Genomic DNA, 25,003 nt, shown 5'->3' on the forward strand with positions numbered 1-25,003 from the left:
AATGACGAGGCCGCTTTTGGGGAGGCAAAAATTAAAGTGGATGTTTGCGTTGGTTTTAAATGATTAGTTGGTTTATTATGTGGTTGTTAGGCCTGGATCGTGGGGTTGAAAAAGTGGAAGGGGAGTGGATTGTTGCGATGGAAATATTTGGTTTATCCGAGCTTCGAAGATGTTTTTGTTGGAAAATGAAAGAGGACCTTTGGGCTGGACAGGTGATGTTTGGCAGGCGTTGGTTTTTAAAAAATCAGGAAGGTTATGTTAATGCCGGTTTCTGAAATTTTAGTGCTTGCTTTTATCTGATAAGAACCAGTAAGTCCTCGAATTCGTCGCGTGATACGGCCCGGCTTTTAGCTTTGGCGCGGTAATTATAAATGGTGTTGACCGAGTACCTTAAAAAATCGGCAATTTGTGAGCTGTTGCTTATGCCCAGGCGGATTAGGGCGAGTATTCTTAGCTCGGCATTCAACAGTTCGTCGTTTTTCAATACAATTTTCTCCCCGTCAACCAGCAGCATGTTTACTTTCTCTACAAAATGAGGGAAAATGCGTAAAAACGCTTTGTCGAAATTCCGGTACAGTTCTTCAATTTCGTTTTCCATCATCGTCTGCGACCGGGTGGCTACCAATAACTCAGAAACCTGGCCCGCCGTCAGTTTTTTATTGACCATGCGGCGGAACCCGTCCATTTTATCAATGTAAGTAGAACAGAGCTTGATAAAATGTCCGATGTATACTTCCTTGATTTGGTTGGACTCAGAGAGGTCAACGTTAACAACCTGTAGTTGCTGATTTACCTGTTTTAACTCGTTGTTCAGGCTTTGCAAATTTGTGTTTGCCTCCTGCAGGTATTTTCGGGTTACGGACAAACGCCTCATTTGGCTGTAGATATAGAAAAAGGCAATGGTGAGCAGTACCCCCAAAATACTTGAAAGAAGTAAGTAATTTTTTAGCTGCCGGTTTTTCTTTTCGATGGTGGCCTGGTAAGTTAAGTCAATCAGCGACAGAATCCCGGCACTTTGCAGGCTTCGGAGGCGCGCGTTGTAAAAAACGGTTTCGCTCCACGAAAAACGAATGTAGTTATAGGCACGTTCCATATCGTTTTCCTTGTACAGAATTTCGGCTAACATCCATAGCGATGCGTGGTCTTTTGTTGCCGAGAGTATATCCGACAGGGCGGATAGCGCGAGGTAGTATTTCTCCTTTTCTGTGTCTTTTAATTTTCGGTAAGTTAAGGAGCGATTGTAACTTGTTATGGCAAATTCGCGGGTGCCGAGGGTACATTTGGCCAGTATCGTGTCGTTTACTTTTAAGGCCTCTTCCAGCCTTTCAGAATTTCTCAGTTCGTCTTCTTTTCCCACATAATACAGTTCGTCGGCAGGTGTAAGAATAGCTTTTAGCGAATCGCCGTACCGGGAAGATATTTGCCAGTATTTTTCGGCTCCCTGCTTGTTTTGCGTATAAAAGGCAAGTTCCGAATAAACGTGTTTATAGGTGCTGTAGTATTCTTCCAGTAATCTGGCTGGTACTTTCTCCCTGTCAATCGAAATGATCAGATCAACCGCTTCCAGGTACATTCCGGTAGAGCCCATCAGGAACGCTAACTGAAGCTCACTTTCGTGCAGAAGCTCGGTGTTGTTCAGGTGCTTTGCAATTTCAATGTTCCTGTTTTTGTAAAAAATGGCGGAGTCGCAAATGTAGGGGCGGTATTCCTTGTAAAGTTCGGTGTTTATGGTGTATTCTTCGAGTGAGTTTTTGGGCGTATGTTGTAATTGGGCTTTAAGCCTTTGCAGGCGTTCTTCCTTTTGCTGTGAATAGTTTGCATGATTTTCGATGGCTACATCAAGCCGGGCCATTAGCGAGTCCAACGAATATTGTCCAAAAACAACACCCGGAGCAAAAAATACAAAACAAAACAATATTCTAACTGAATACATACTTTTAGACTTACCCTTCACCAGAGTAGCACAAAATAAGCATTTTTTATTGTCTCCCCAATGTGGAAAATCATTTTCCAATGCCTGTTGCGCAGGTGGTAGTAGGGTATAAAATATTGAAGTGTCCTTGTAACTTATATCAAAAGTTAAATTGTAATGCGATTTAACGTGTTAGCTATCATTTTCTATTTGGTGTAGTTTGGCCAAGTACTCTTTGGGCGTTTGGTTGTAGTGCTTTCTGAAACTTCTGGTAAAGTAGGAGTGAGTAGTGAACCCAACTATATGAGCTGCTTCATCAATATTGTATTGATTTGTTTTAAGTAAATTAATGGCTTTTTCCAGGCGATATATACGAATGTATTCTGAAGTTGAATAGCCGGTCAGATTTTTAAGCTTACGATGTAGTTGGGAGCGGCTAATGCCAATCAGACTCGTCAGAAGCTCAATATCGAATTCTTCGTCATTTAAGTGTTTTTCAACGATACTGTTTAACTTTTTAAGGAAGTAATTATCCAGCCCATTCATCTCGGATGATTCAGTAGCCGGTATTTTGGGGCCAAAATATTTGCGAAGCTTAGCACGCTGTTCCAGTAGATTGTCTATTTGAGTTAGTAACAGCTCGTCGTCAAACGGTTTTGATAGGTAGGAATCAGCGCCCAATTGCATTCCTGTAATCTGATTCTCGGTTGATGAAAGGGCTGTTAAGAGAATGACAGGTATATGAGAGGTGACTATGTCGCTTTTTATTTTAGCGCAAAGTTCGAATCCATCTATTTCAGGCATCATAACATCCGAAACAATTATATCCACTGCTGTTGATTGAAGGATATCCAATGCAATTTTCCCATTTTCTGCTGTTTTTGTCTGGTAGTGTGGCTTTAGTACGGAGCTTATGTATGTTCTTAAGTCCGGATTGTCTTCCACAATCAGAACCATAGCATTTGATTTTTGACTTTTCTCTTTAGCTCCATGAATTACTAAATCCTGAGAAGCAGTTGTGCTATAGGATTCAAAATATATGTTTTCACCTTCTTGCTTTAGCGGTAGCTGAACGACAAAACAGCTGCCTTTGCCCGGTGTGCTGTATGCATGCAGGCAGCCTTTGTGCATAAGCGTAAAGTCGCGACACAATGAAAGGCCAATGCCTGAACTGTTTTTGCGTAACTCTTTGCCCTGCTCAAAGCGGTCGAATACTTTCCTGAGGTCTTGCGCTTCTATTCCCGGACCTTCATCTTCTATTAAAATGGATACCGTTTCGTCGGTGTGGAGTTCGCCAAAACTGATGTGGTTTTGATACTCATCTTTTGGAGGCTGGTGTTTGCCTTTTTTTAATGAAAGATTAATTTTCTTGTTGTTGGTTGTGTACTTAAAGGAGTTTGAAAGCAAATTAAAAATAATGTAATCTAGTTTTTCAGGATCAAACTCCATTTTAATGTGTTTATCCGGGTAGCTTTCCGTAAAAGAAATGGACTTCGATTGGATGTCAAAAGAAAAATGCAAGCTTCGCTCTTTAAGGAAACCAATGACATCATCGGTCGAAAGGTTTAATTTCTCTTTTCCTTCTTCCAATTTACGGAAGTCTATGATTTGATTGATCAGTATAAGTAAACGTTTTGAGTTGCGCTGAATAATATCTACCATCTGTCTCTGAGAATCTGTTAAGTTATCCGCTTCGATTAATGATTTGGTAGGCCCTGAAATAAGAGACAGAGGGGTCTTGAATTCATGCGATACGTTGGTAAAGAAGCTTAATTTCAGTTCATTGATTTCTTCTTCCTGTTGGTGTTGTATTTTCTGTATTAGTATGTCATTTCTCAGTTTTGTCCGTGCCTTTAATATTCTTATTAAGAAAAACAGGATGGAGCCAATCAGTAGTAAATAAGTAATATAGGCCGTGTTTGTTGCATAAAGCGGCTTGGTTATGGTTATGTGTATGCGTGCAGGCTCTAAGCACCATATGCCGTCATTGTTACAGCTTTTTACTTCAAATATGTATGAGCCCCATTTCAGGTTGGTGAACATGGCTGAAGCCTCCTGGCCTGCTTCAATCCACTCATCATAGAAATTGACTAGCCGGTACTGGAAGCGGTTTTTTTCGGGTAACAGATAATTGTCCGAAGTAAACTTAAAGCGGAGAGTGGTTTCATTTGGTTTAAGACGCAGTTGATGGGTAACCGAGTCCATGTTGGTATAGAAAAGATTGTAGTGCTTTTCATTATTAATGATGGCATCGCTTATAATTACCTTTGGAGGTCGGGTATTAATTTTTATGTTATCGGGATTTACGGTAGTGAAGCCATTGGTACCGCCAAAGTACAATAAGTTATCCTGGTCTTTGAATACCGATTGTGGATTAAACCAAAGGCCCTGTATTCCGTCTGAGGTCTTAAAGTGCCTTGCGGTTTGGTGTTCCGGTTTATACAATACCAGGCCATTATTGGTTGTAATCCAGATGTGTTGATTGAAGTCTTCTAAAACACCATAAACGGCATTGTCTTTTAACAGATTGTTGGCGTTGAAACTGGTAAACTTGTCATCTTTTGGATTATAAATAATGAGATCCGTTTTAGTTCCTATCCAGATTGTACCGTTCTTAAGTTCTGTAATGGAGTAGATTAATCTGTTTAACCCGGCTTGTGCATTTTTTTTAATGGGTGTATTCGGTTTAAGCGGAATGCACCTGATATCGCTCACGGTGCCTATCCAGATGTTGGAGTTGGAATCCACAATGATGGATTTAATGAACGGCGAGTTGTTGGGTATCTCTTTGGGGAATATTGACGATTGAAAAGAAATTTTCTTGGTTTTGTGATGGTAGAAGTTGAGTCCTCCCCCGTGTGTACCTATCCATACTCCTGAATCAACCGGGAAAAGCGAATAAACTTCATTGAAAGAAATATGCTTTCCATCTTCCGGACCGGCATCAAAATGCGTATAAGAGCTGTGCCCCGCTGGTTTATACCAAAGTCCGTTTGCTTTTGTTGCCACCCAATGCCCGCCAAAGCTATCAAAGCATTGGTATTTAATATTGTAGGTGTTTTGGTCGTTGGAGAGTGGTACTGTTGTAAAGGTGCCTCGTTGCTTATCAAAGCTGTTGAGTCCTCCCCTTTCGGTTCCAACAAATATTTTTCCATTGCTATCCTGGGCAAAACAACTGACCATATTATTGCTGATAGATGATGGATCTTTAGAATGTGAATAGTTGATAAACTGATTATTGGCATAGTGATAATAACTAATGCCACCGGCCCATGTTCCGATCCAGATTCCATTTTGTTTGTCTTCAAACAGTTCAAAGATAGAGGAGTTGGGCAGGCCTTCATTCTTGTCACTGTCAATCCATAATAGCTGCTGTCCGGGTTGCTGGATAAACAGGCCATAGTAGGTTGCTATCCAGAATGTACCACTTCGATCCTTGATGACTTTACGAATATCCCAGCTATCATAATTAACCCCCATCGCTTTATTAAAATCAAACTTCTTTGTTTGGGTGCCATCCATTGAATACGAGATGAGACCATTTTTTACATAGCCTATCCAAATGTGGTGATTATCTATATATATGGAAGTTACCTTATTCCCCTGGGCAGAGATAAATAACTCTGGCTTTAGGTCTGTGAGTTTTGCTTTATAAACACTCCCTTCCTGAGTGCCAATCCATACATTATTGTTTAAATCAAAATAGAAGTATACAGGTCTTTCATCGTTATCAAAGGCCAAACGTTCAAGATAACCGTTGTCAGCATTAAGCCGGCCAATGCCAGCCTGATCTGCTATCCATATATTTCCTTCATTATCGCTCGCTATGTGATGTATATATTTGTTTTTAACGATGCCATCTTTATCATTGTAATGAAATTGACTAAAAAGCTGAGTAGCTTTGTCCATTACGCATATTTTATCACTGATAGCTACCCATATTCGTCCGTCACGGTCAATGGCTAAAGAGTTAATCGCGCCATTCTTAAGGCAGTCACTTTTCTTTTCTTCGTTGCTGAACTTGTTTTTATCCCGCATACTGTATTTGAGTAGCCCATGATTGGTTCCTACCCAAATAAAATCATTTTGATCTTGAATAATTGCATTAACCGATTCGGATGAAAATCCACCAAGAGGTGATATGCGACGAAATATAAAATCAGTATTACTGCCATTCATTTCGTGCCCAAAAAAACAAAGCAAAAATATTATGAGTACGATTTTCATATGCAAATGTTTGTTGCAAAAATAGCTGAATTAAACTACAAGAACTAGTATATATGTTGCAAGGTAACTGCATTTATCTCATTCGCGAACAATGCTTGAAAGAATATGCAATATGTGTGGCAGAGTTGGCTTGATGGTGTATTTATATTTGAAAAGAAGAACGTTTGGAGGAGGGTTTTGACATGAATAATAGCTGAGATAAATAGGAGTATTCTTATAATGATGCAAATCAGTTTGAATTTGATAGCGTTGAAGTCAGATGCCTGGATTCGCGATTGTCGCGTATCTGGTCAGATGGTTTTATGTTAATCTTCTTAAAGATGAAAGAAGAGAAAAATAAACACAACAAGATATGAAGAATTTTTTTTTATTACTGTTGTTAATTGTTGGTTTTATAACAATAGCATCAGGACAACGAGAGCAGATGGTGATTAATGACAAGTGGCGTTTCACCTATGGATATGAAGTGCGAAAAAATGTATTTACAGAAATAAATCTGCCTCACACGTGGAATACCAAAGATGCATTGGGAGGCAATGTTGATTATTATCGGGGACTAGGTAATTACGAGCGGACACTTAAAGTGGAAGAAAGCTGGAAAGGAAAGCGATTGTTTGTTCGTTTTCTCGGGGTCAATACGGTGGCCAATGTGTTTGTCAACGGTAAACATGTAGGCGAGCACCGTGGTGGTTACACGGCTTTTGCATTTGAAATAACTGATTTTGTCAATTACGGCGAAGATAATACGCTTTGGATTCGTGTCAATAATGCGCCGCAACTGGATATCATGCCTTTGGTGGGCGATTTTAATATGTATGGCGGCATATACCGCGATGTAGAACTGTATATAACCGATACCGATCTAATATCGTTGCTGGACTATGGCTCTAAAGGAGTTTACCTTCATCAGCAGGAAGTGTCATCAAGCAAAGCCCGGGTAAATGCAGTCGTTAAAACATTGGGGTATTCAGAGTCTGTCGTACGTTTATTAGTTGAAGATCATAGCGGTAATATCATACTCAATAAGTCTGTTTCTGTATCTCCGGGTAAGAACCAAACTGGCGAAGTAGCTATTCCTTTCGAGATGCAGGCACCGCGCTTATGGAATGGGCGTAAAGATCCCTATTTGTACACCGTGCGAACGCAGTTGATTAAGCAGGGAAATGTTGTGGATGAGGTTGTTCAACCATTGGGTTTGCGTTTTTTCCATGTTGATCCTGATAAGGGCTTCTTTTTGAATGGTGAGCATTTGCAGCTAAAAGGTGTGTGTAGGCATCAGGATAGACCAGAATTGGGAAATGCCGTATCGTACCTGCATCATGCCGAAGACATAGCCATTATGGAAGAGATCGGGGCCAATGCAGTGCGCTTGTCTCATTATCCGCAAGATCCGCAAGTGTACCGGTTGTTGGATGAGAAAGGTTTTGTCGTTTGGAGTGAAATTCCTTTTGTCGGTCCAGGAGGGTATCGCGATAAAGGATTTGTAAATCAGGCTTCTTTTAAAGAAAATGGAAAGCAGCAACTACTGGAGATGATACGTCAGCAAATCAACCATCCTTCGATTGTTATGTGGGGTTTGTTTAATGAGCTAAAGGAGCAAGGAGATAATCCTGTTGAGTACATTAAGGAGCTGCATGCGCTCTCTCATTCCGAGGATCCGTCGCGAATAACTGTGGCAGCAAGTAACCAGGGAGGTGCTTTAAATACAATTACAGACATTATAGCCTGGAACAAGTATTATGGCTGGTACGGCGGAAACCCCTCTTCTATTGGAACCTGGGCTGATAATCAACACAAGCAAATGCCTTCAACACCTATTGGAGTGAGTGAGTATGGTGCCGGAGCAAGCTTGTATCACCAGCAGGAAGAACTAATTCAGCCTGCTCCCAATAGTTTCTGGCACCCGGAAAACTGGCAAACGCATTTTCATGAAGGCCATTGGGTAGCTATCGATCAACGTCCTTTCCTATGGGGAACATTCATTTGGAATCTGTTTGATTTTGGAGGAGCGCATCGCACCGAAGGGGAAGTTCCGGGGAAGAATGACAAAGGCTTGGTGACTTTTGACCGGAAAGATAGAAAAGACGCTTTCTACTTTTATAAGGCTAATTGGAACCAGACCGAACCAATGGTTTACGTGGCCGAACGACGCATTGCTAATCGGACAAAAGCAGCACAAACCATTAAAGTGTATTCCAATCAAAAGCGAGTGGAGCTATGGGTAAATGGAAAGAAAGTAGGTACAGCCACCGGTGATTATGCACGTTTCTATTTCGAGGTGACCTTAAAGCCTGGCATGAACGAAATAATCGCCAAAGCGGGAAAAGAATTAATAGATAAGATTTACATTAATTTGCAGATTAATTATTAAAAAGATGAAGAGGAGAGTTTTACTGTTTGCCTTGGGTGTATTGGTATTATTGGCTTGTGAGCAACCACAGGATTTTACTGAAAAGCTCTGGTACAAGCAGCCGGCAAAAGAGTGGTTTGAGGCCTTGCCAATTGGTAATGGACGCATAGGTGCTATGGTGCATGGGGGTATAAATCGCGAGCATTTGCAGCTCAATGAGGAAAGTTTGTGGGCCGGATGCCCTGAACAGCCCTATCCGGAGGATGTACAGAAACACTATAAGCACTTTCAGAAACTAAACCTGGACGGAAAGTTTGAACAAGCATATGAATATGCGAGTAAGTATTTGGTTACTAGTCCAACCGGCTTTAGATCATACGAGCCATTTGGTGACCTGTATATAGGCTTTGACCACTCAGAGGGGCAGAATTATCGCCGGGAAATTGACTTAAGCACAGGCTTTGCTACTGTAGAATATGAGATAGAGGGAAAACGCTTCCGTAGGGAAACCTTTGTATCCATGGAGCACGATGTGTTGGTTTATCATTTTAAAAGTTTGGACGGTCAGAAAGTAAATGCCGAAGTGGCGTTTAGCCGTAAAAAAGATGTGCGAACAAAAGCTGTAGTGGACGGTATTGTTATTCAAGGTCAGATTTTTGATGATCCTGACGGTTATGATGATAATGTTGGAGGATCCGGAAAAGGTGGCTACCACATGAAATTTGCAGGCCGTGCCAAAATAATTGCTGATGGTTCTGAAATTGTTCGTAACGATGAGGCTTGTCAGATAAAAGAGACTTCGTCATTTACCATCCTGTTTGGTGCCGCCACTAATTACAATTTGGCCGGGCTTAATTTTGACGAATCCATTGATGCCTCAAAAAAAGTTGCAGAGGACATTGAAAAGGCTGAGACATTCACGTATGCCGAGTTGAAAGAAGCCCATGTGAAAGTTCATTCGGAATTATATAAGCGCGTGAACCTGGATCTGGCTAAGATGGTAGTGGATACCATTCCTACAGACAACCGTCTGGATGCATTGAAAGCTGGTAATGACGATGTGTATTTGCAGCAATTATTATTTCAATACGGACGATACATGTTAATAACCAGTTCGGCGGGCAAAGCCAACTTGCCGGCTAATCTTCAGGGTATTTGGAATAAGGATATGTGGGCGGCCTGGGAGTCGGATTACCATATGAATATTAATTTGCAAATGAATTACTGGCCGGCTGATGTTTGCAATCTCCCTGAAACTGTCAGGCCATTATCGGATTATTTAACCCGACTGGCGGTGAATGGAAAGCAGACAGCCCGCGAATTTATTGGTTCTGAAGGCTGGATGTTTCATGCAACGAGTAATGTGTTCGGACGCACTACGCCTTCTGCTTCAAATGCTTCTTATCAGGTAAGTGTTGGATATAGCTTCCCTTTGGCCGGAGCCTGGATGACACAGACATTATGGAGGCATTATCAGTTTACCCGCGACGAGGAGTATTTGCGCAAAACGGTTTATCCAATACTACAAGGATCGGCCCGTTTTATCATGGATTTTCTTCAACAGGACGAAAATGGCTTACTAGTTACAGCACCATCTTATTCGCCTGAAAATGAATACATAAATCCTGAAACTGGTAAGGCCTTGTCCAACACAGTGGCTTCGTCGGTAGATATTCAGATTATTCGTGATGTATTGAACAGCTGTTTGGAAGCAGAACAGTTGCTTGGACAATCAAATCTCACCGACGAGATTAAGGCGGTATTACTTCGGCTGCCTGAGATTAACATTGGAGCCAATGGCACCATCATGGAATGGATTCAGGACTATGAAGAAGCTCAGCCTGGGCATAGGCATATCTCACACCTTTATGGCTTGTACCCTTCCACTCAAATAAATCCTTCGAAGCCGGAATTATTTGCTGCCGCGCGTAAAACGATAGAGAGGCGGCTGTCATTTGGAGGTGGACAAACAGGTTGGAGCCGTGCCTGGATGGTTAATTTTTATGCGCGCCTGTTGGATGGTGATGAATCGTATAAACACATCAATGCACTGCTAAAAGAGCAAATGACCAACAATCTGTTTGATTTGCATCCGCCACGTATTTTTCAGATAGATGGCAACCTGGGCGTTACAGCCGGAATGGCTGAAATGTTGTTGCAGTCGCATGAGCCAGGTATCATTCGCTTGTTGCCCGCATTACCTCAACAATGGCGAGAGGGTACAGTTAGTGGACTCAGGGCAAGAGGAAACTATGAATTAGGTTTAAGCTGGTCGGAAGGTAAACTCACAAAAGTACATGTAAAAGCTTTCAGCGGAGGACAGGTTTCTTTGGTGTATCAATCAAAGGAGATGCTGGTTGATATGAAATCTGGCGAAACGAGAGAAGTGGCATTTTTATAGTTGAAGCATTGAATAAGCACTTGCTTTTAAGAAGATACCTGCAAAAAATATGAAATTACTTCCAGTCCTCACGATCAATGATCGTGGGGATTTTTCATCCTCATTACTAATGTTTTTCTTGTATGTATATTTTGTCTGGCCTTTTGGCTTTCTTATATATAGCCCATGAGTTCCCTCTCCGTCAGTCTCACTGATTTAATAACTCAAAACCGCCGCTGTTCTTTCATTATCTGTACCTGTGCCGATGTGTTCTCCAAAGGCGTCTCTAAACTTGGGAATATGCTCCGTTTTTTTTCGTTGAGCACCGAAAACGCTTAACAGCAACAAGAAGAATCTTTTAAAACGTAGAAATTATAAAAAAAAGTTAAATGCTGCTGTCGAGGATGTTGCAGTGGCGAAACAATAGTGAAAACATGCAGCATGTGTCTCAGAACTAAACACAAGAGTGCAAAAATCTTGGAAGCGCTTCATGTATGTTTGGATTTATAAGAATGGAAACATAGTAAGGCACAGTGGTGCTTAGTCTCCTTTTTTATAATAGTGTAATTCTAATCAACCATTTATGAAGAAAAAAAACAAAGTTGTTTATTGGACTCAGCTAAAAAAGTTTGTTTCCAGTAAATTGAAGTTTAGCTTACTGTTTCTGGGATGGAGTTTGTTCCATACATCAGCAATAGCTAATTATTCTGGCGGTGATGGTTTCAAGGAATCAGGAAGTCAGACTGATAGAACAGTTTTTCAAGAGCCTAGCCGGGTAATGACAGGTGTAGTTAAAGATGGGCAAGGGCTAACACTTCCAGGTGTAACTGTGTTTTTAAAGGGCACAACTACCGGTACGGTAACACAACCAGACGGTAGCTATCAGCTTAAGGTTCCGGAGAATGGAGGTGTTTTAGTATTCTCATTTATCGGGATGGAAACCAAGGAGGTTGTAATTGGTGATCAAACGGTTGTCAACTGTATTCTGGTTAGTTCAGTAACAGCGCTTGAAGAAGTAGCTGTTATCGCGTATGGCACTCAAAAGAAAGTGACGATCACTGGAGCTATCTCATCAATGGATACTGAAGAGTTGGGAAGAATGCCTGTTGCTTCGGTTAGCAATATGCTGGCCGGCAATATGACGGGTGTGTCAGCTGTGCAGTATTCTGGTCAGCCAGGTTCTGATGATGCACAAATTTACATTCGTGGTGAAGCAAACCCCTTAGTATTAGTGGATGGGGTTGAAAGAGCATTCTCTCAAATTGATCCGAACGAAATTGCCAATGTAACTGTATTAAAAGATGCCTCTTCAACAGCTGTGTTTGGAGTGCGGGGAGCCAACGGGGTGATTTTAATAACTACCCGGCGAGGACAGGAAGGGTCTGCTCAAATTCATGTAAACTCGTCAATTGGGGCACAGGTACCAACGAGCTTAGGTAAATATGTGAATGCCAAAGACTTTATGACTTATGTGAATGAAGCTAACTCAAATGATGGTCAGTCACCTACCTATTCTGAGGAAACATTGGCTCAATACGATGATCCTAACAGAAATACATTGTTGTATCCCGATACCGATTGGCAGGAGATGTTTTTTGATGATTATGCAATTCAGCATCAGCATAATATGAATGTAAGTGGAGGTTCGAAAAGAGTTAAATACTTTACCTCTATGGGAATGCTTAGTCAGAACGGTATTTTTAACGGAAATGATGAGCTTGAATCTAACGGAAACTTTACTTACCGACGTTACAATTTGAGAAGCAACCTCGACTTTGAGATTACATCGAGTACTACCATGTCGGTAAATATTGGTGCCCGTCTTGAAAATCGAAACGAACCCAATGCCTATAAAGAAGGTGAATTTTTTCGTTCATTTAAAGAAGCGAACCCAATTGGTGGCGCGGGTATCATTGATGGTAAGGTGATTATAGGTAACCAAGATTTGTATGTCCCTCTTGCAGGTCATGCTATGGGATTTGCAGGACTCGGTACAACGTCCAGCTCTAAAAACGTACTAAATCTCGATTTTAATCTGAAGCAGAGGCTTGACTTTGTCACTAAGGGTTTGGAATTAAGTGTGAAAGGTTCTTATAATAGTGCGTATGAGCAGTGGAAGACCTTTAAGACACAACGTCCCAAATACACACCTTGGTTACGAAAAGATATTCCCTGGCTGCAAGATGTGCCATATACTGAAGAGGAAGGCGAACAAGTTATTCTGATTAAAGACGGTGATGATGGACAAACCGAGTTCAACACTGGTGTTGGTAAAGGGCGTGATTTTTATACCGAGGCAGCCTTAAACTTTAAGCGGAGCTTTGGCGGGCATAATGTATCGGCCTTGGCTATGTATAATGCCAGGCGTATTTATTATCCTGCAAATGCTGTTAATCAGGATTTGCCGGCTGGTTATGTGGGGCTGGTTGGACGTATTACCTATGATTATGACACGCGCTACCTCGTTGATTTAAGTGTGGGTTATAACGGTTCTGAGAACTTTCACCGCGATCGCCGTTATGGAACGTTCCCATCTGTTTCTGTTGGTTGGATTGCGACCGAAGAGGGCTTTCTGAAAGATAATAATATCATCGATTATCTAAAGTTGCGTGCTTCATATGGTATTGTTGGTAAAGACCGACGATACAATGATTACAGGTATCGGTTTGGATACGTTCCCAATTCATGGACTTCATCTGGTGGCTATCGATTTGGAGATGTATCAGGTGGAACGTGGTATGGTGGTTACAACGAAGGTAAAATTCATGATGAATTTACTACATGGGAAACGGCTCATAAGCAGAATTACGGTGTGGATATGCGATTCTTGGACAGTAAACTATCTATTTATTTGGATTACTTTAATGAAAAACGCGATGATATCTTAATTGCCCGTCAGACTTACCCAACTTTTGTTGCCTTTACACCTCCTGAGGTCAATATGGGGTCACGGGAGATCACCGGATGGGAATTTAATATCGGTTGGAAATCGCATGTTAACGAGGTTTCTTACAATGTGTCTTTTAATGGTTCGTATGCTAAACGCATTGTTACTTTTATGGATGAGGTCCCAAATCCTGAAAACCCCTGGACCTTGCGCACAGGATATGAGGAAGGTCAACCCTTCGGTTATAAATTTATTGGATTTTACCAGGATGGGATGCTTAATAACAACGGTGTAGATGCTAAAGAAGTGCAGCCTTCTATAGCAGAAGGAGACTGCGTGTATGCTGATGTTAACGGAGATGGCGCTATTGATAGCAATGATATGGTTGCCATTGGCAACACAAACAACCCACGCTTTACCGCAGGTTTAAATATGGGATTTGAGTGGAAAAACTTATCCTTTTCTATGCAGTGGAATGGTGCTACCGGTGTTTCACGTGTGTTGGCAGGTGCCTATCGCGAGCCATTAGGACCAACAGGTAACCGCTCATTAATGCAAGAGCAGTTTGATAACCGATGGACGCCAGAGACAGCTGAGACAGCTACGTTGCCACGTGCCTCAATGAGTTCACTGCCAAATAATAGCATGGTTTCTGATCTTTGGATTAGAGATGCCAGCTATATCCGATTGAAGAACTTCCGTATAGGTTATGATATTCAGTCTCAGTTTATAAAGGGTCTGGGGATTAGTAAGTTTAACGTTTTCGTTGCCGGACAAAATGTGCTGACATTTGATAAGCTGAAAGTACTGGATCCGGAATCTCGCACAACAGCACTAAATCCTGCTTATCCGGTAATGGCTGTATACAACCTTGGGGTTAACCTTAGTTTCTAAGCAGTACTTAATCAATAAAAAAAGTTTGTACAATGAAAACGATAATATATAGATTACTGTTTGTTGGTGCCATTGTTGCCGGCTTGTTTGCAACATCGTGTGTTGATGAATTTGAAGTGGGAGATGACTTTCTGGTTAAAAAGCCCAGCGGAGATATTTCGATTGATACCGTATTTAGTGATGCGGTGAGTGCTAAAGGTGTGCTATGGAATGCATATGCTACACTTTATTATGGCTTAACCGATAGGACAACCTATTTTCATAACCTGGAAGGATTAAACTCTTTAGGAGATGATTACGAGAGTTTTTTGAATCAGGCGCGTGGAACATCGGTTTATTATTCCGGCCAGATGAATCCATCAAGGGAATATAATGACTCAAAAGGATATTATACAAAACCCGAGAGATGGAAAGGAATACGTTATGCCTATACTTTTATTGAAAACGTAGATAAAGTACCAAATTTCGAGGAAGGAGAGAAAGAACGGTTGGTTGGAGAGGCCAAGATGATCATCGCAAGCCATTATGCGAACATGTTTCGCCATTTTGGTGGATTACCATTGTTAAAAAAGGCATATCAGCCTGCTGATGATACCAATGTTAAGCGTGCCACCGTAGAAGAAACGGTAAAATTTATTACCAATTTGTGTGATGAAGCAGCAAATGCTCTTCCCTGGCAGTTGAGTAATGATGAGATAGGAGCATGGGCGGGCAGGTTTACAGCAGCCGGCGCAAAGGGGTTAAAAGTTAGAGTGTTATTGTTTGCTGCAAGTCCATTGTTTAATTCTTCAAATACCTGGAGTGGATCCGGAAACGAGTCGGTTAGCAATTTGCAAACAACCTATGGTAGTTACGATGCCAGCCGCTGGCAAGATGTGGTGAAGGCTTGCGAAGATTTCTTTACACTTAATGGAGGTCTTGCGCCCAATACAGGTACATACTACCTGAACCAGCCTACAGGAACTGATCTGCAAGCATATCGTGAAGGCTACCGCGAAGGCTATTACAACAGAAGTAACCCCGGAATGCTTATATCAGTGCGAAGAGAAGATAAATCACCTTCGAAATGGGATTATTATTATTTCCCAACCATATGGGTACGTTGGAATGGTATGTTGCCGACATTAACTGGTTTGAATGCCTATCCAAAAGCAGATGGAACACCTTTCCTGGAAGCAGATATGCCATGGAAAAAGAGCAACGCAGAACAGCAAACAGCTCTCAATAATGGGACATATGTTGATCCTTTCGCTGATCGCGACCCTCGCCTGTATGAAGTTAGTAACATAACCGGTAAGACCTACCATAACGGAAGATTGTTTGAAGGGTATATGGGAGGTTCCCACCGTGGCGATAAAGAAGATGGATCGCAGGTTAAGACGGACAAAGGACTGGCTGCATCAGGCTTTACAAATTATAAGTTCACGCTTGATTTTGCGGGAGAATACGACGGTCGTACAATCCATTGGCCTGAATTACGTATAGCTGAGATTTACCTGAGTTATGCAGAGGCACTGACAATGGTTGGCCGTTCAAGCGACGCCTATAAGTGGGTGGACGCGGTACGTGCACGTGTTGGACTTAAAGGTTTGTTAGAAGCCAATCCAACCCGCAGTGCCATTGATGTAACACATCCCGATTTCAGTGAGGCGGCACCAGCTGATGAGTTTTTATTAAAAGAAATCCTGAGAGAAAGAAAATGCGAATTGGCGCTTGAAGATGTACGTTTCTACGACCTCATCCGCTGGCGTTGTGCAGAGGACTTCAAAAAGCGTTTGTCTGGCTTATTAATATGGAGATATAAAAAAGATGACGGTACGATCGTGGATGATGATGCCTCATTTGTATTTAATGAATTTCAGATAAGAAAGCGCTTTATTCAGGATGGCGAGTCTGGTAAAGAACAAATTATTCGGATTTACCCTGGCGATAAAGAAACTGCGATCAATAAAGATGCGCACGGATCAATGTGGGAGCCTAAATGGTATTTGTCAGCTTTCCCAACAGCTGAATTAAATAAGAGCTATGGTTTAACTCAAAATCCAGGCTGGTAAGCAGTAAAAAGTTGAATTTATGAAGACAAGATATTTTAAATTTATTATTGGGCTTTTCCTTGTATTTGCAGTTCAAAAGTATACCAATGCAGACGAACTGACCGGCCGAGTGTTGGATGCAAAAGGAAAACCAGTTTCAGGAGCATTGATTTATTTGGTGCAGTATCCTGATGTTAAAGCGACTACTGACAGGAACGGTGAGTATACTATTGCTGCCACAGAAAATTCTGAAGCAGTTATTAATTCAGCTGATAATTTTTCTAAGTCAGTAATATTATCTGATAGCCTTGTGATTGTTATGGGCCTGGAAACGAGCCCGGTTAACCGTGGTTATGATTTAATTAACGCAACAAAAAACACGGCAGCATCTGCTCAAACTGTGTTTGCAGAAGACCTGGAGAAAAACGACTCAAAAGTGAATGCTTCCAATGCATTGTTTGGCGAGTTGTTGGGGCTTAGTGTGTTACAGAAAAGTGGAACGGTTGCCGAAAACCAGGCTAGATTGAATTATCGCGGCTTAGGACGTCCGTTGGTCTTAGTGGATGGTTTCGAACGTGATCTTGATGGACTGACCGTGGAGGAAATTGAGTCAGTAACCCTGTTAAAAGACGCAGCATCGCAAGCTATTTACGGCATGCGTGGGGCGAATGGTGTTTTGTTGGTAAATACCAAAAAGGGTAAATACAATACCATGGAGATTGATCTTAAATACGATCATGGGGTTAAGTTTGCCAAATCAAGTATTCCAATGGTTGATGCTTTCACCTATGCAAGTGCCATGAACGAAGCATTAGGCAATGATGGGTTAGCTCCTGAATTCAACCAGTATCAGCTTAATGCCTACAGAGACGGAAGTCAGCCCGGAATTTATAGTAACGTAAACTGGGCCAATGAGATATTTAAGGATGTAGCTCACTCTAACTCCTACAATGTACAAGTTAGAGGCGGTAATGGCATAACTCGTTTCTATGGGGCGGTTGCCTATGATACTGATGAAAGTTTTATTAAGCTCGGCGCGCCCGATCCTTCAATCCCGAACCAGTTCAAATATTCAAACCTGAATGTACGCACCAATGTAGATGTCAACATATCAAAAAATACACTGTTGACAATTAACATGCTGGGTAAGCTACAGGAGAACAGCCGGGGAATGCTAAGTGAATCGGACCTGATGAAAAGTATTTATAATACACCTGCCGGAGCATTTCCAATTAAAACCGAAAATGGTAATTGGGGAGCCAGCACAACCTGGAAAACCAATCCGGTTGCTGAATTATCGACAGCTGGTTTTACAAGGTTTCATACGCGTACTCTTTACGCCAATATAAATATTAAGCAAAACCTTGATGCGATTACCAAAGGTCTGAATGCTAGTGCCAGGTTTGGTATGGACTCTTATTCTGTTATTAGAGAGAAAAAGTATAGAACTTACCAAACAGAGACAATTACGCCTGTATTTGATAATGATGGTAACCCAACTGATCTTGAATATAACCTGATTGGAGAACGGATGACCAACTTTCAGGAGTGGAATGCGGGCACCATCGATCAGTGGAGAAAACTTACCGGACAGGGACAACTGGATTACAAACGCACGTTTAACAAGTCAACCGTAGGTGGTGGATATATCTTTGAGATATCGAGTTATTCCGGTTACGGGCAGCACAAAATGTTTAACCGGGTAAATAATGTCTTGTATGCTTCGTATGGCTATGATAATAAGTATTTGCTGGATGCTACATTTTCAGTTGGTTCTTCTAACGTACTGAACCCTCGTAGAAAGTGGGGCTATTTTCCTGCCATTTCGGCCGGATGGGTTGTTTCGCAAGAAGACTTTGCTAAAAACAGCGAGGCCATTGATTACCTGAAAGTAAATGCTTCGTGGGGTATTACCGGAAGTGATAACATGAACTTTGATCTGTACAAAGTATATTATCAAACAGGTAAAAGCTATTTATTTGGAAACTTCCAGGGAGTGGGTACTATTGAGCCCGGTAGCTTACCAGTGGTTAATCTTACTTATCCTAAAACCCGAAGTGTCAATGTTGGTGCTGAAGGTACATTCTTCGGTGGTATGAATGTGAGTGTTGATGTGTTTGACATTAAGAAGTACGACCAATTGATTGAAAGCAAGAATATTGTTTCATCAGTCATTGGTATTGACCCGGGCATGACCAACAGTGCAGAATATGCTTACAAAGGCGTTGAGTTAGGATTAGGATATACAGGCACAAAAGGTGACCTTAAGTATTCGGCGATGGGACATTTCACTTTTACAAGAAGTGAAATAATTAATAACAACGAGCAAGTATGGAAGAATGACTTTAACAGGGCTACCGGCCATCCGGTTGGTCAGATCTTTGGTTACGAGTCGATAGGTTTCTTCAAAGATCAGGCTGATATTGATAATAGTCCTGTTCAAACTTTCTCGGAAGTGCAGCCCGGAGATATAAAATACAAGGATCAGGATGATAATGGCATTATCGACCAATACGATAGAATTGCTATTGGCAATAATTCAATTGTACCCGAAATGTATTTTTCGTTGGATTTGAATGTTGAGTATCGTAAGCTAGGTATCAATCTTCTGTTCCAGGGAACCGCTAACCACAGTGCCATCATGCAAGCAGATGGTATTTACCGTCCGTTGGTTAATAATAAGAATATATCGCAGCATTATTACGATAATCGCTGGACTGAGACAAATCAGGATGCATTGTACCCACGTTTAACAAACGCGCTAAATGAAAACAATAATGTGGCCTCAACTATTTGGTTGCAAGATTTATCCTATCTAAAACTGAGGACAGCCGAGATTTACTATACCCTGCCAAAACAATGGGTTGAACGTGTAAAGCTGGGCAACGCCACAGTCTTTGCCAGGGGCTATAACCTGTTTTCGATCGATAAAATGAGAGTTGGCGATGCTGAGGCCTTTGGGCTTAATTTCCCAATGTATAGTTCTGTTAATCTTGGAGTGAAGATCAATTTCTAATAGACTGAAATATGAAAAATAAATATAACAAAATAGTATTACTGCTTAGTGCAGTGATGTTGACGTTTACTGCCTGCAACGACTTCCTGGAGTATAGCGAAACAGATACTCTCAATGAAGAGTTGGCATTTAGTAATCTGCAGCGAGCCACCTCTGCTGGTTTAAACTGTTACACTTATTTACAGGATAATTTTGGATCGGCTATGCGTTCCTCTGGTTGCGATGAATCGCAGTATGCCTGGCCTGCAAGTTATATTCATAAATACTATAATGGCAGCTGGTCGTCCTTTAATACGGTCGATGATCAATGGGGCCATTTTTACCAGGGTATCTTTGTGTGTAACAACTTCCTTGAAAAAGCGGCAGATAAGGAGTTTGAAGAGTATCTGTACAACGAAGATTATGAAAGATTGTACACCAACTTTAAAAATCTGAAATGGGAAGTAAGAGCCCTGCGTGCTTATTTTTACTTCGAATTGGTTAAGCGCTATGGCAATGTGCCTTTGGTTACTGATGTGCTTAACAAGGAGGAAGTTAATAGTGTATCGCAAACTGATGCCAAAAAAGTGTTGGAATGGATTGCCAGCGAGAGTCATACTTGTTCTGATTATCTGCCCGATACCTATGATGTTAATGAATACAGTAAACAAACTGGTCGTGTTACAAAGTTATTTGCAAAGGCCTTGGAAGCACGCGTACTGTTATATGCTGCCAGCCCCTTACACAACAATGGTACTTACGATCTGGATCTGTTACGCTCGTCTGGTTTGGCTTCGTTATCCATTATTAATACAATGGAAGCCAACGGTGTTAGCTTGTCTTCTATCGAGTACTCCGATTTGTGGAACTCAGAAGGCGATAAACATGCAAAATGCCCGGAAGTTATAGCGAATATCATGAAAGGTGCGACAAACTCGTTTGAAAAAGAAAACTTTCCGATTTCAGTAGAGGGAGGAAAAACGGGTAATTGTCCGACACAGAACCTGGTCGATGCCTACGACATGCAATCTGGCTTTACTTACGATCCGGCCAATCCATATGCTAATCGCGATCAGCGTCTGCAACAAACCGTGGTGGTCAATCAGTCGGAATGGGCCTATAACGAAACCATGGATATTTTCTTTGGCGGAAAAGATGGTTTGCCAAACAAAGGTGCCACTCCAACCGGCTATTACCTGAAAAAATATGCGATGAAAAACACCAACCTTAATCCGGTTGGTACCACACAGCATAAAATGGTTTGGATCCTGTTTCGTTTAGGGGAAGTGTATTTGAATTATGCAGAAGCAGCCAGCCAAATCAATGGTGTGTCAGGTACTGATGCTGACTTGCCGCTTTCAGCTGTTGATGCGATTAATAAGGTGCGCACACGCAAAGGCTTAACCATCGATGTTATTTCAGATGCTTTATCACTGGAGGATTTTACCGCTCAGTATCGTAAAGAGCGCATGGTAGAGCTGGCTTTTGAAGATCACCGTTTCTGGGATGTTCGACGCTGGATGATTGGAGATGCTACCGTTGCGATAAAAACAATGAAGATTGAGAAAGCGGCTGATGGTTCATTTATCTACACAAAAGAAGTAGATAATAGCACTCGTCTATGGGAGGATAAATATTACTTCTATCCGATCAATCAAAGTGAGTTGAATATTAATCCAAATTTGAAACCAGGTAAAAATTGGTAAAAATTACAGGGGCAGAGCTATCTCTGTAGCTGTATTACAAAATTTTAAAAAGTTTAATTATGAAGAAAAAATTAAGCTATATATGGATATTGACCATTGCTGTAGTGGCTTTTATCTACGGATGTAACAAAGAAGATGTATTGCACAGTAGTCAGGAAAAGGAAGATGTTGCCTTAAAAATGACAGTGAAGAATGATGTGCTGGTTTCGGGGGACAGCCTAAGTATTGTTTTCGATGTTGAGGAAGACGCTGTTGCCGGTAAAGACATTGAAATTACACTGTCAGTAAGCAATGCAAACGGAGAAGATGCTTCTCAACACTTTCTGGGGTTTATTGAAACGGTTGTTTTTCCAAGAGGTGAGAAATCACTTACTAAAAACTATTCAGTCAGTAAGCTTAAAATGGCTAAAATTAATGTGGAGCTAAGTGCCAGTTGTGAAACGAACACTATTACTGGCGAAAAGATTCCTTTAACGATTACCAATAATCCATCCTGCAATCTGAATTCTTTTCTGCTTGATGGCAGAGAAGGCGAGATTAACCAGGAAGACCGCACTGTTTTGGTATACATGGTATACGGTGCTGATCTGACAGCTTTGGAGCCAGGGTTGGAAGTATCGCTCGATGCAACATATTCGCCGGAGGGCAAGCAGGATTTTTCATCTCCGGTTGAGTACACCATTACTGCGCAGGATGGTGAAACTAAAAAGGTATACACCGTTTCTGTTAAGTATGCTAAAAATGATAAAGCTGTTGTCGAATCATTCATACTTGGCAATTACCCTGCTGTTATCGATCAGACTAACCGGGTAATCAATGTAAATGTGCCAACAGGAACCAATGCTGCTGAGTTGACCAGTTCACTCACACTTGCCTATGGTGCCACATATGAACAAGCGGGTGACACTTATACAGTAACCGCTGAAGATGGAGTGACAACGCAGGAATATAGCGTAAACATTGTTGAAAAAGCAGTTGCACCGCTAATGGTATTTGTTGAAGGTGGCACCTTTACGATGGGAGCCGGAGGAGCGTCTATGTTTGAAGCTACTATTTCTAAAGATTTATTTGTTAGTACTTTAGAGATTATGTGGGGAGAGTATGGTGATTTGTTAGGCGAAGACAGAGCCAGTGTTCAAGGCTGGAGATGGAAACCTGCCGGACCAACTATTCCTATGACTTGTTTGTCATGGTTTGATGCTTGCGACTTTAGTAATAAGCTGAGTATTGAGCATGGCTTAGAACCATATTATATAATATCAGATGTAGTGACTGAGGCAACTGGTCGTATTTCTTCAGCATCTGTAACCATCAATGATCCTAACGGTAAAGGTTACCGTTTGCCAACTGAAGCAGAATGGGAATTCATTGCACGTGGAGGCAAGTACTCTCAAGGATACATTTATCCCGGAGGCGATGTAGCAACAGAGCTTGGGTGGGTACAAGCCAATGCCACCAATGTTTATAACAACTGGGGAGAACCGCATCCTGGTGCAAACTTTAAAGCCAACGAACTAGGTATTTTCGATATGGTGGGTAATGTGAGAGAATGGTGCTGGGATTGGGCTGGCGGAGAACATCCGGCAATTCCAACAATTGATCCGATGGGGCCTGAATCGGGCACTAATAAAGTGACTCGCGGAGGATGCTATTGGACACGCCCTACGGATAAAGAGATGGAAATGTGGGAACGTGGTAAAGAGTTTGGTGTAAACCCAAACCATGCCTCCATAGGATTTAGGATTGTTCGTAATAAATAAGAAGTGGATATATAAGAGTTGGTATCCCTCAGAATACCAACTCTTATTACTTTAAGATTCGATTTATAAGTTGGTTTATTCGTTAGCCAGTTAATATTTTTAATAAAATAACAGCTGTAGTTGTTTTTTAAGTGGAGAAATTATGAAGTATCTTGTATGGGTAGTAGTTATGGCAGCTTGCTTTATGGCATCATGTGGTCAGGATGAGATGTTGGAAAAGGACAAGCCAATTGCTGCGATTCCTTTAAAAATGGCGCTGGAAGAAAAGAGTCTTGTTTCCGGAGATAGTCTCGAAGTAACGTTTAGCTCGGTGTATGGTACACCTGCAAAACTGGATATTCCAATTTCTATTGTGATTAGCGATGGTGATGGTTTAGATATTTCGAATTATTTCAATGATTTGGAAAAAACGATAACCTTTCAGAAAGGACAAACTGTTCTGGCAAAAAAATTTCAGCTAGGTGATGCGCAGATTACCAAAGGACAGGCAGAGCTGATCGCGAGTTCAGAGATAACATCAATTGCCAATAGTTCAGTTAGTTTTACTATCTCAAACAGCGAGTTGTGCAACCTGGTATCTTTTCAGATTAGCGAGGCTGTTGAAATTGTAAAAGATGGAAGTACAGTATATGTAACAATGCCTGCCGGCGCTGATTTAACCAGTTTGACGCCTGAATTGGAGGTATCTGCCAAGGCTACCTATTCACCGCAAGGTCCACAGGATTTTTCATCTCCTGTTGAATTTACCGTTACTGCGCAGGATGGTGTGACAAATAATAAGTATACCATCATTGTCAATGCTGTAATGCCTTACTTGTCAAACTTAGTGGCTGATTTAGAAATGTATAATGCCGCGGTGAAGGAGCTGGAAGAATCAGGCGCAGCGAGGAGCGCATTTAATAAATGGATTACAGAAGTGGCCAATGTCGCCATGACAAGTGAACCATATGCAGTACAACAATTAACCCAGGAAAACCAAGCTACTGCAAAGGAAAATGCCCAAAATATTTACGCCATTGTAGTTGATTGGATGTTCATGGATAAAAAAAGTGAGCAAGCCGGTTTGTACCTTAAAAAAGCGACCGCTTTAATAAAAGCATGGGCAAGTATTAATGAACCCACCGATCATACTCCGCGTGAATCGTTAATAACTCCTTTGTATGAAGCTTACTCAGTAATAAGACAACACATTGGTGAGCAGGATCGTGTCGCGATTGATGGCTGGATACGTAAGCGGGCTGACTATTATAAGCAATTGAACTTTACCGGCAACCTGCTCGAAAACAACTGGAATACGATACGAATCAATTTTCTGTTTTATTTTTCTCAGATATTGGACGATGAGGCACTCTATAATACCTCTGTGAATAACTTGAAAAGTCACATTGAGCTCAATATTCTGGAAAATGGTGTTTCTCATGACTTTGTTAACCGCGATGCGTTTGCTTACCATTCATACAACCTGCTTTTTTATGCGCGTATATTAAAGGCAGTTGGTATGTACAAAGATAAAACAGCTGCCACAGCGCTTTATCAGTTGCAGAACAAAAAAGGAAGTTCCATTGAAAGCTGTGTGAAGTTTTGGGAACCATATATGATTGACACCGAGAACTATGTTCACCTGGAGTTTGTGAATACCGAGTGGGCTCCGGATAAGGACCGCAGCGATTACAACAAGCCTTATAACCCAATGGGAACAGTTTACGTTTTGGATGAGCTCCGGTATATTGACACTAAATGTGCCGAATATGTGCTGAAGATAACATCGATGAATAAATACGGGCGGACTTTTAATTATTGGATGAATAGTCTTCAGCCTGCAAACTAGCAGTGCTGTGGCGATTATGGAAGGTGGGTAA

The 25,003-nt window shown here is 41.4% G+C and carries 11 protein-coding genes; 9 read left to right on the forward strand and 2 right to left on the reverse strand.

The window, feature by feature from the left end; all coding sequences use genetic code 11:
- Positions 1 to 59 precede the first annotated feature (59 nt).
- Positions 60 to 275 (forward strand): hypothetical protein, encoded by a 216-nt coding sequence (locus tag D1614_RS09375; RefSeq protein ID WP_119437652.1) that lies wholly within the window; start codon positions 60 to 62, stop codon positions 273 to 275.
- A gap of 17 nt (positions 276 to 292) precedes the next feature.
- Here D1614_RS09375 and susR read toward each other — a convergent pair whose 3' ends face one another.
- Together susR and D1614_RS09385 are read right to left on the reverse strand one after the other, a co-directional pair.
- Positions 293 to 1,933 (reverse strand): SusR family glycan utilization regulator, encoded by a 1,641-nt coding sequence (gene susR / locus D1614_RS09380; protein WP_119437653.1) that lies wholly within the window; start codon positions 1,931 to 1,933, stop codon positions 293 to 295.
- 171 nt (positions 1,934 to 2,104) lie between these two features.
- Complete coding sequence (locus D1614_RS09385) at positions 2,105 to 6,139, reverse strand: hybrid sensor histidine kinase/response regulator transcription factor (RefSeq protein ID WP_119437654.1); 4,035 nt, start codon at positions 6,137 to 6,139, stop codon at positions 2,105 to 2,107.
- A gap of 352 nt (positions 6,140 to 6,491) precedes the next feature.
- Here D1614_RS09385 and lacZ4 point away from each other — a divergent pair, with 352 nt between their 5' ends.
- The 8 genes from lacZ4 to D1614_RS09425 all read left to right on the forward strand — a co-directional run bounded on the left by lacZ4 (position 6,492) and on the right by D1614_RS09425 (position 24,972).
- On the forward strand, positions 6,492 to 8,510 hold the full coding sequence (lacZ4, locus tag D1614_RS09390) for a beta-glucuronidase LacZ4 (protein ID WP_119437655.1): 2,019 nt from the start codon (positions 6,492 to 6,494) through the stop codon (positions 8,508 to 8,510).
- 4 nt (positions 8,511 to 8,514) lie between these two features.
- Positions 8,515 to 10,890, forward strand: a complete 2,376-nt coding sequence (locus D1614_RS09395; RefSeq protein ID WP_119437656.1) for a glycoside hydrolase family 95 protein — start codon at positions 8,515 to 8,517, stop codon at positions 10,888 to 10,890.
- A 562-nt stretch (positions 10,891 to 11,452) separates the two neighbouring features.
- Positions 11,453 to 14,650, forward strand: coding sequence for a SusC/RagA family TonB-linked outer membrane protein (locus tag D1614_RS09400; protein WP_119437657.1), 3,198 nt, complete (start codon positions 11,453 to 11,455; stop codon positions 14,648 to 14,650).
- A gap of 32 nt (positions 14,651 to 14,682) precedes the next feature.
- Complete coding sequence (locus D1614_RS09405) at positions 14,683 to 16,704, forward strand: RagB/SusD family nutrient uptake outer membrane protein (protein ID WP_119437658.1); 2,022 nt, start codon at positions 14,683 to 14,685, stop codon at positions 16,702 to 16,704.
- A gap of 19 nt (positions 16,705 to 16,723) precedes the next feature.
- Positions 16,724 to 19,699, forward strand: coding sequence for a SusC/RagA family TonB-linked outer membrane protein (locus tag D1614_RS09410; protein ID WP_119437659.1), 2,976 nt, complete (start codon positions 16,724 to 16,726; stop codon positions 19,697 to 19,699).
- An 11-nt stretch (positions 19,700 to 19,710) separates the two neighbouring features.
- The gene (locus tag D1614_RS09415) at positions 19,711 to 21,384 is read left to right on the forward strand and encodes a RagB/SusD family nutrient uptake outer membrane protein (protein WP_119437660.1); all 1,674 of its coding nucleotides are present in this window, start codon (positions 19,711 to 19,713) and stop codon (positions 21,382 to 21,384) included.
- 59 nt (positions 21,385 to 21,443) lie between these two features.
- Positions 21,444 to 23,144 carry an SUMF1/EgtB/PvdO family nonheme iron enzyme gene (locus D1614_RS09420; protein WP_119437661.1) on the forward strand — a complete coding sequence of 567 codons (1,701 nt, stop codon included), beginning with the start codon at positions 21,444 to 21,446 and terminating at the stop codon, positions 23,142 to 23,144.
- Positions 23,145 to 23,286: 142 nt separating this feature from the next.
- A complete protein-coding gene (locus tag D1614_RS09425) occupies positions 23,287 to 24,972 on the forward strand; it encodes an SGBP N-terminal domain-containing protein (protein WP_119437662.1) in 1,686 nt (561 codons plus the stop codon).
- The last annotated feature ends 31 nt before the right edge of the window (positions 24,973 to 25,003 follow it).

The sequence above is a fragment of the Maribellus luteus genome, assembly GCF_003576475.1.
Classification (GTDB): domain Bacteria; phylum Bacteroidota; class Bacteroidia; order Bacteroidales; family Prolixibacteraceae; genus Draconibacterium; species Draconibacterium luteum.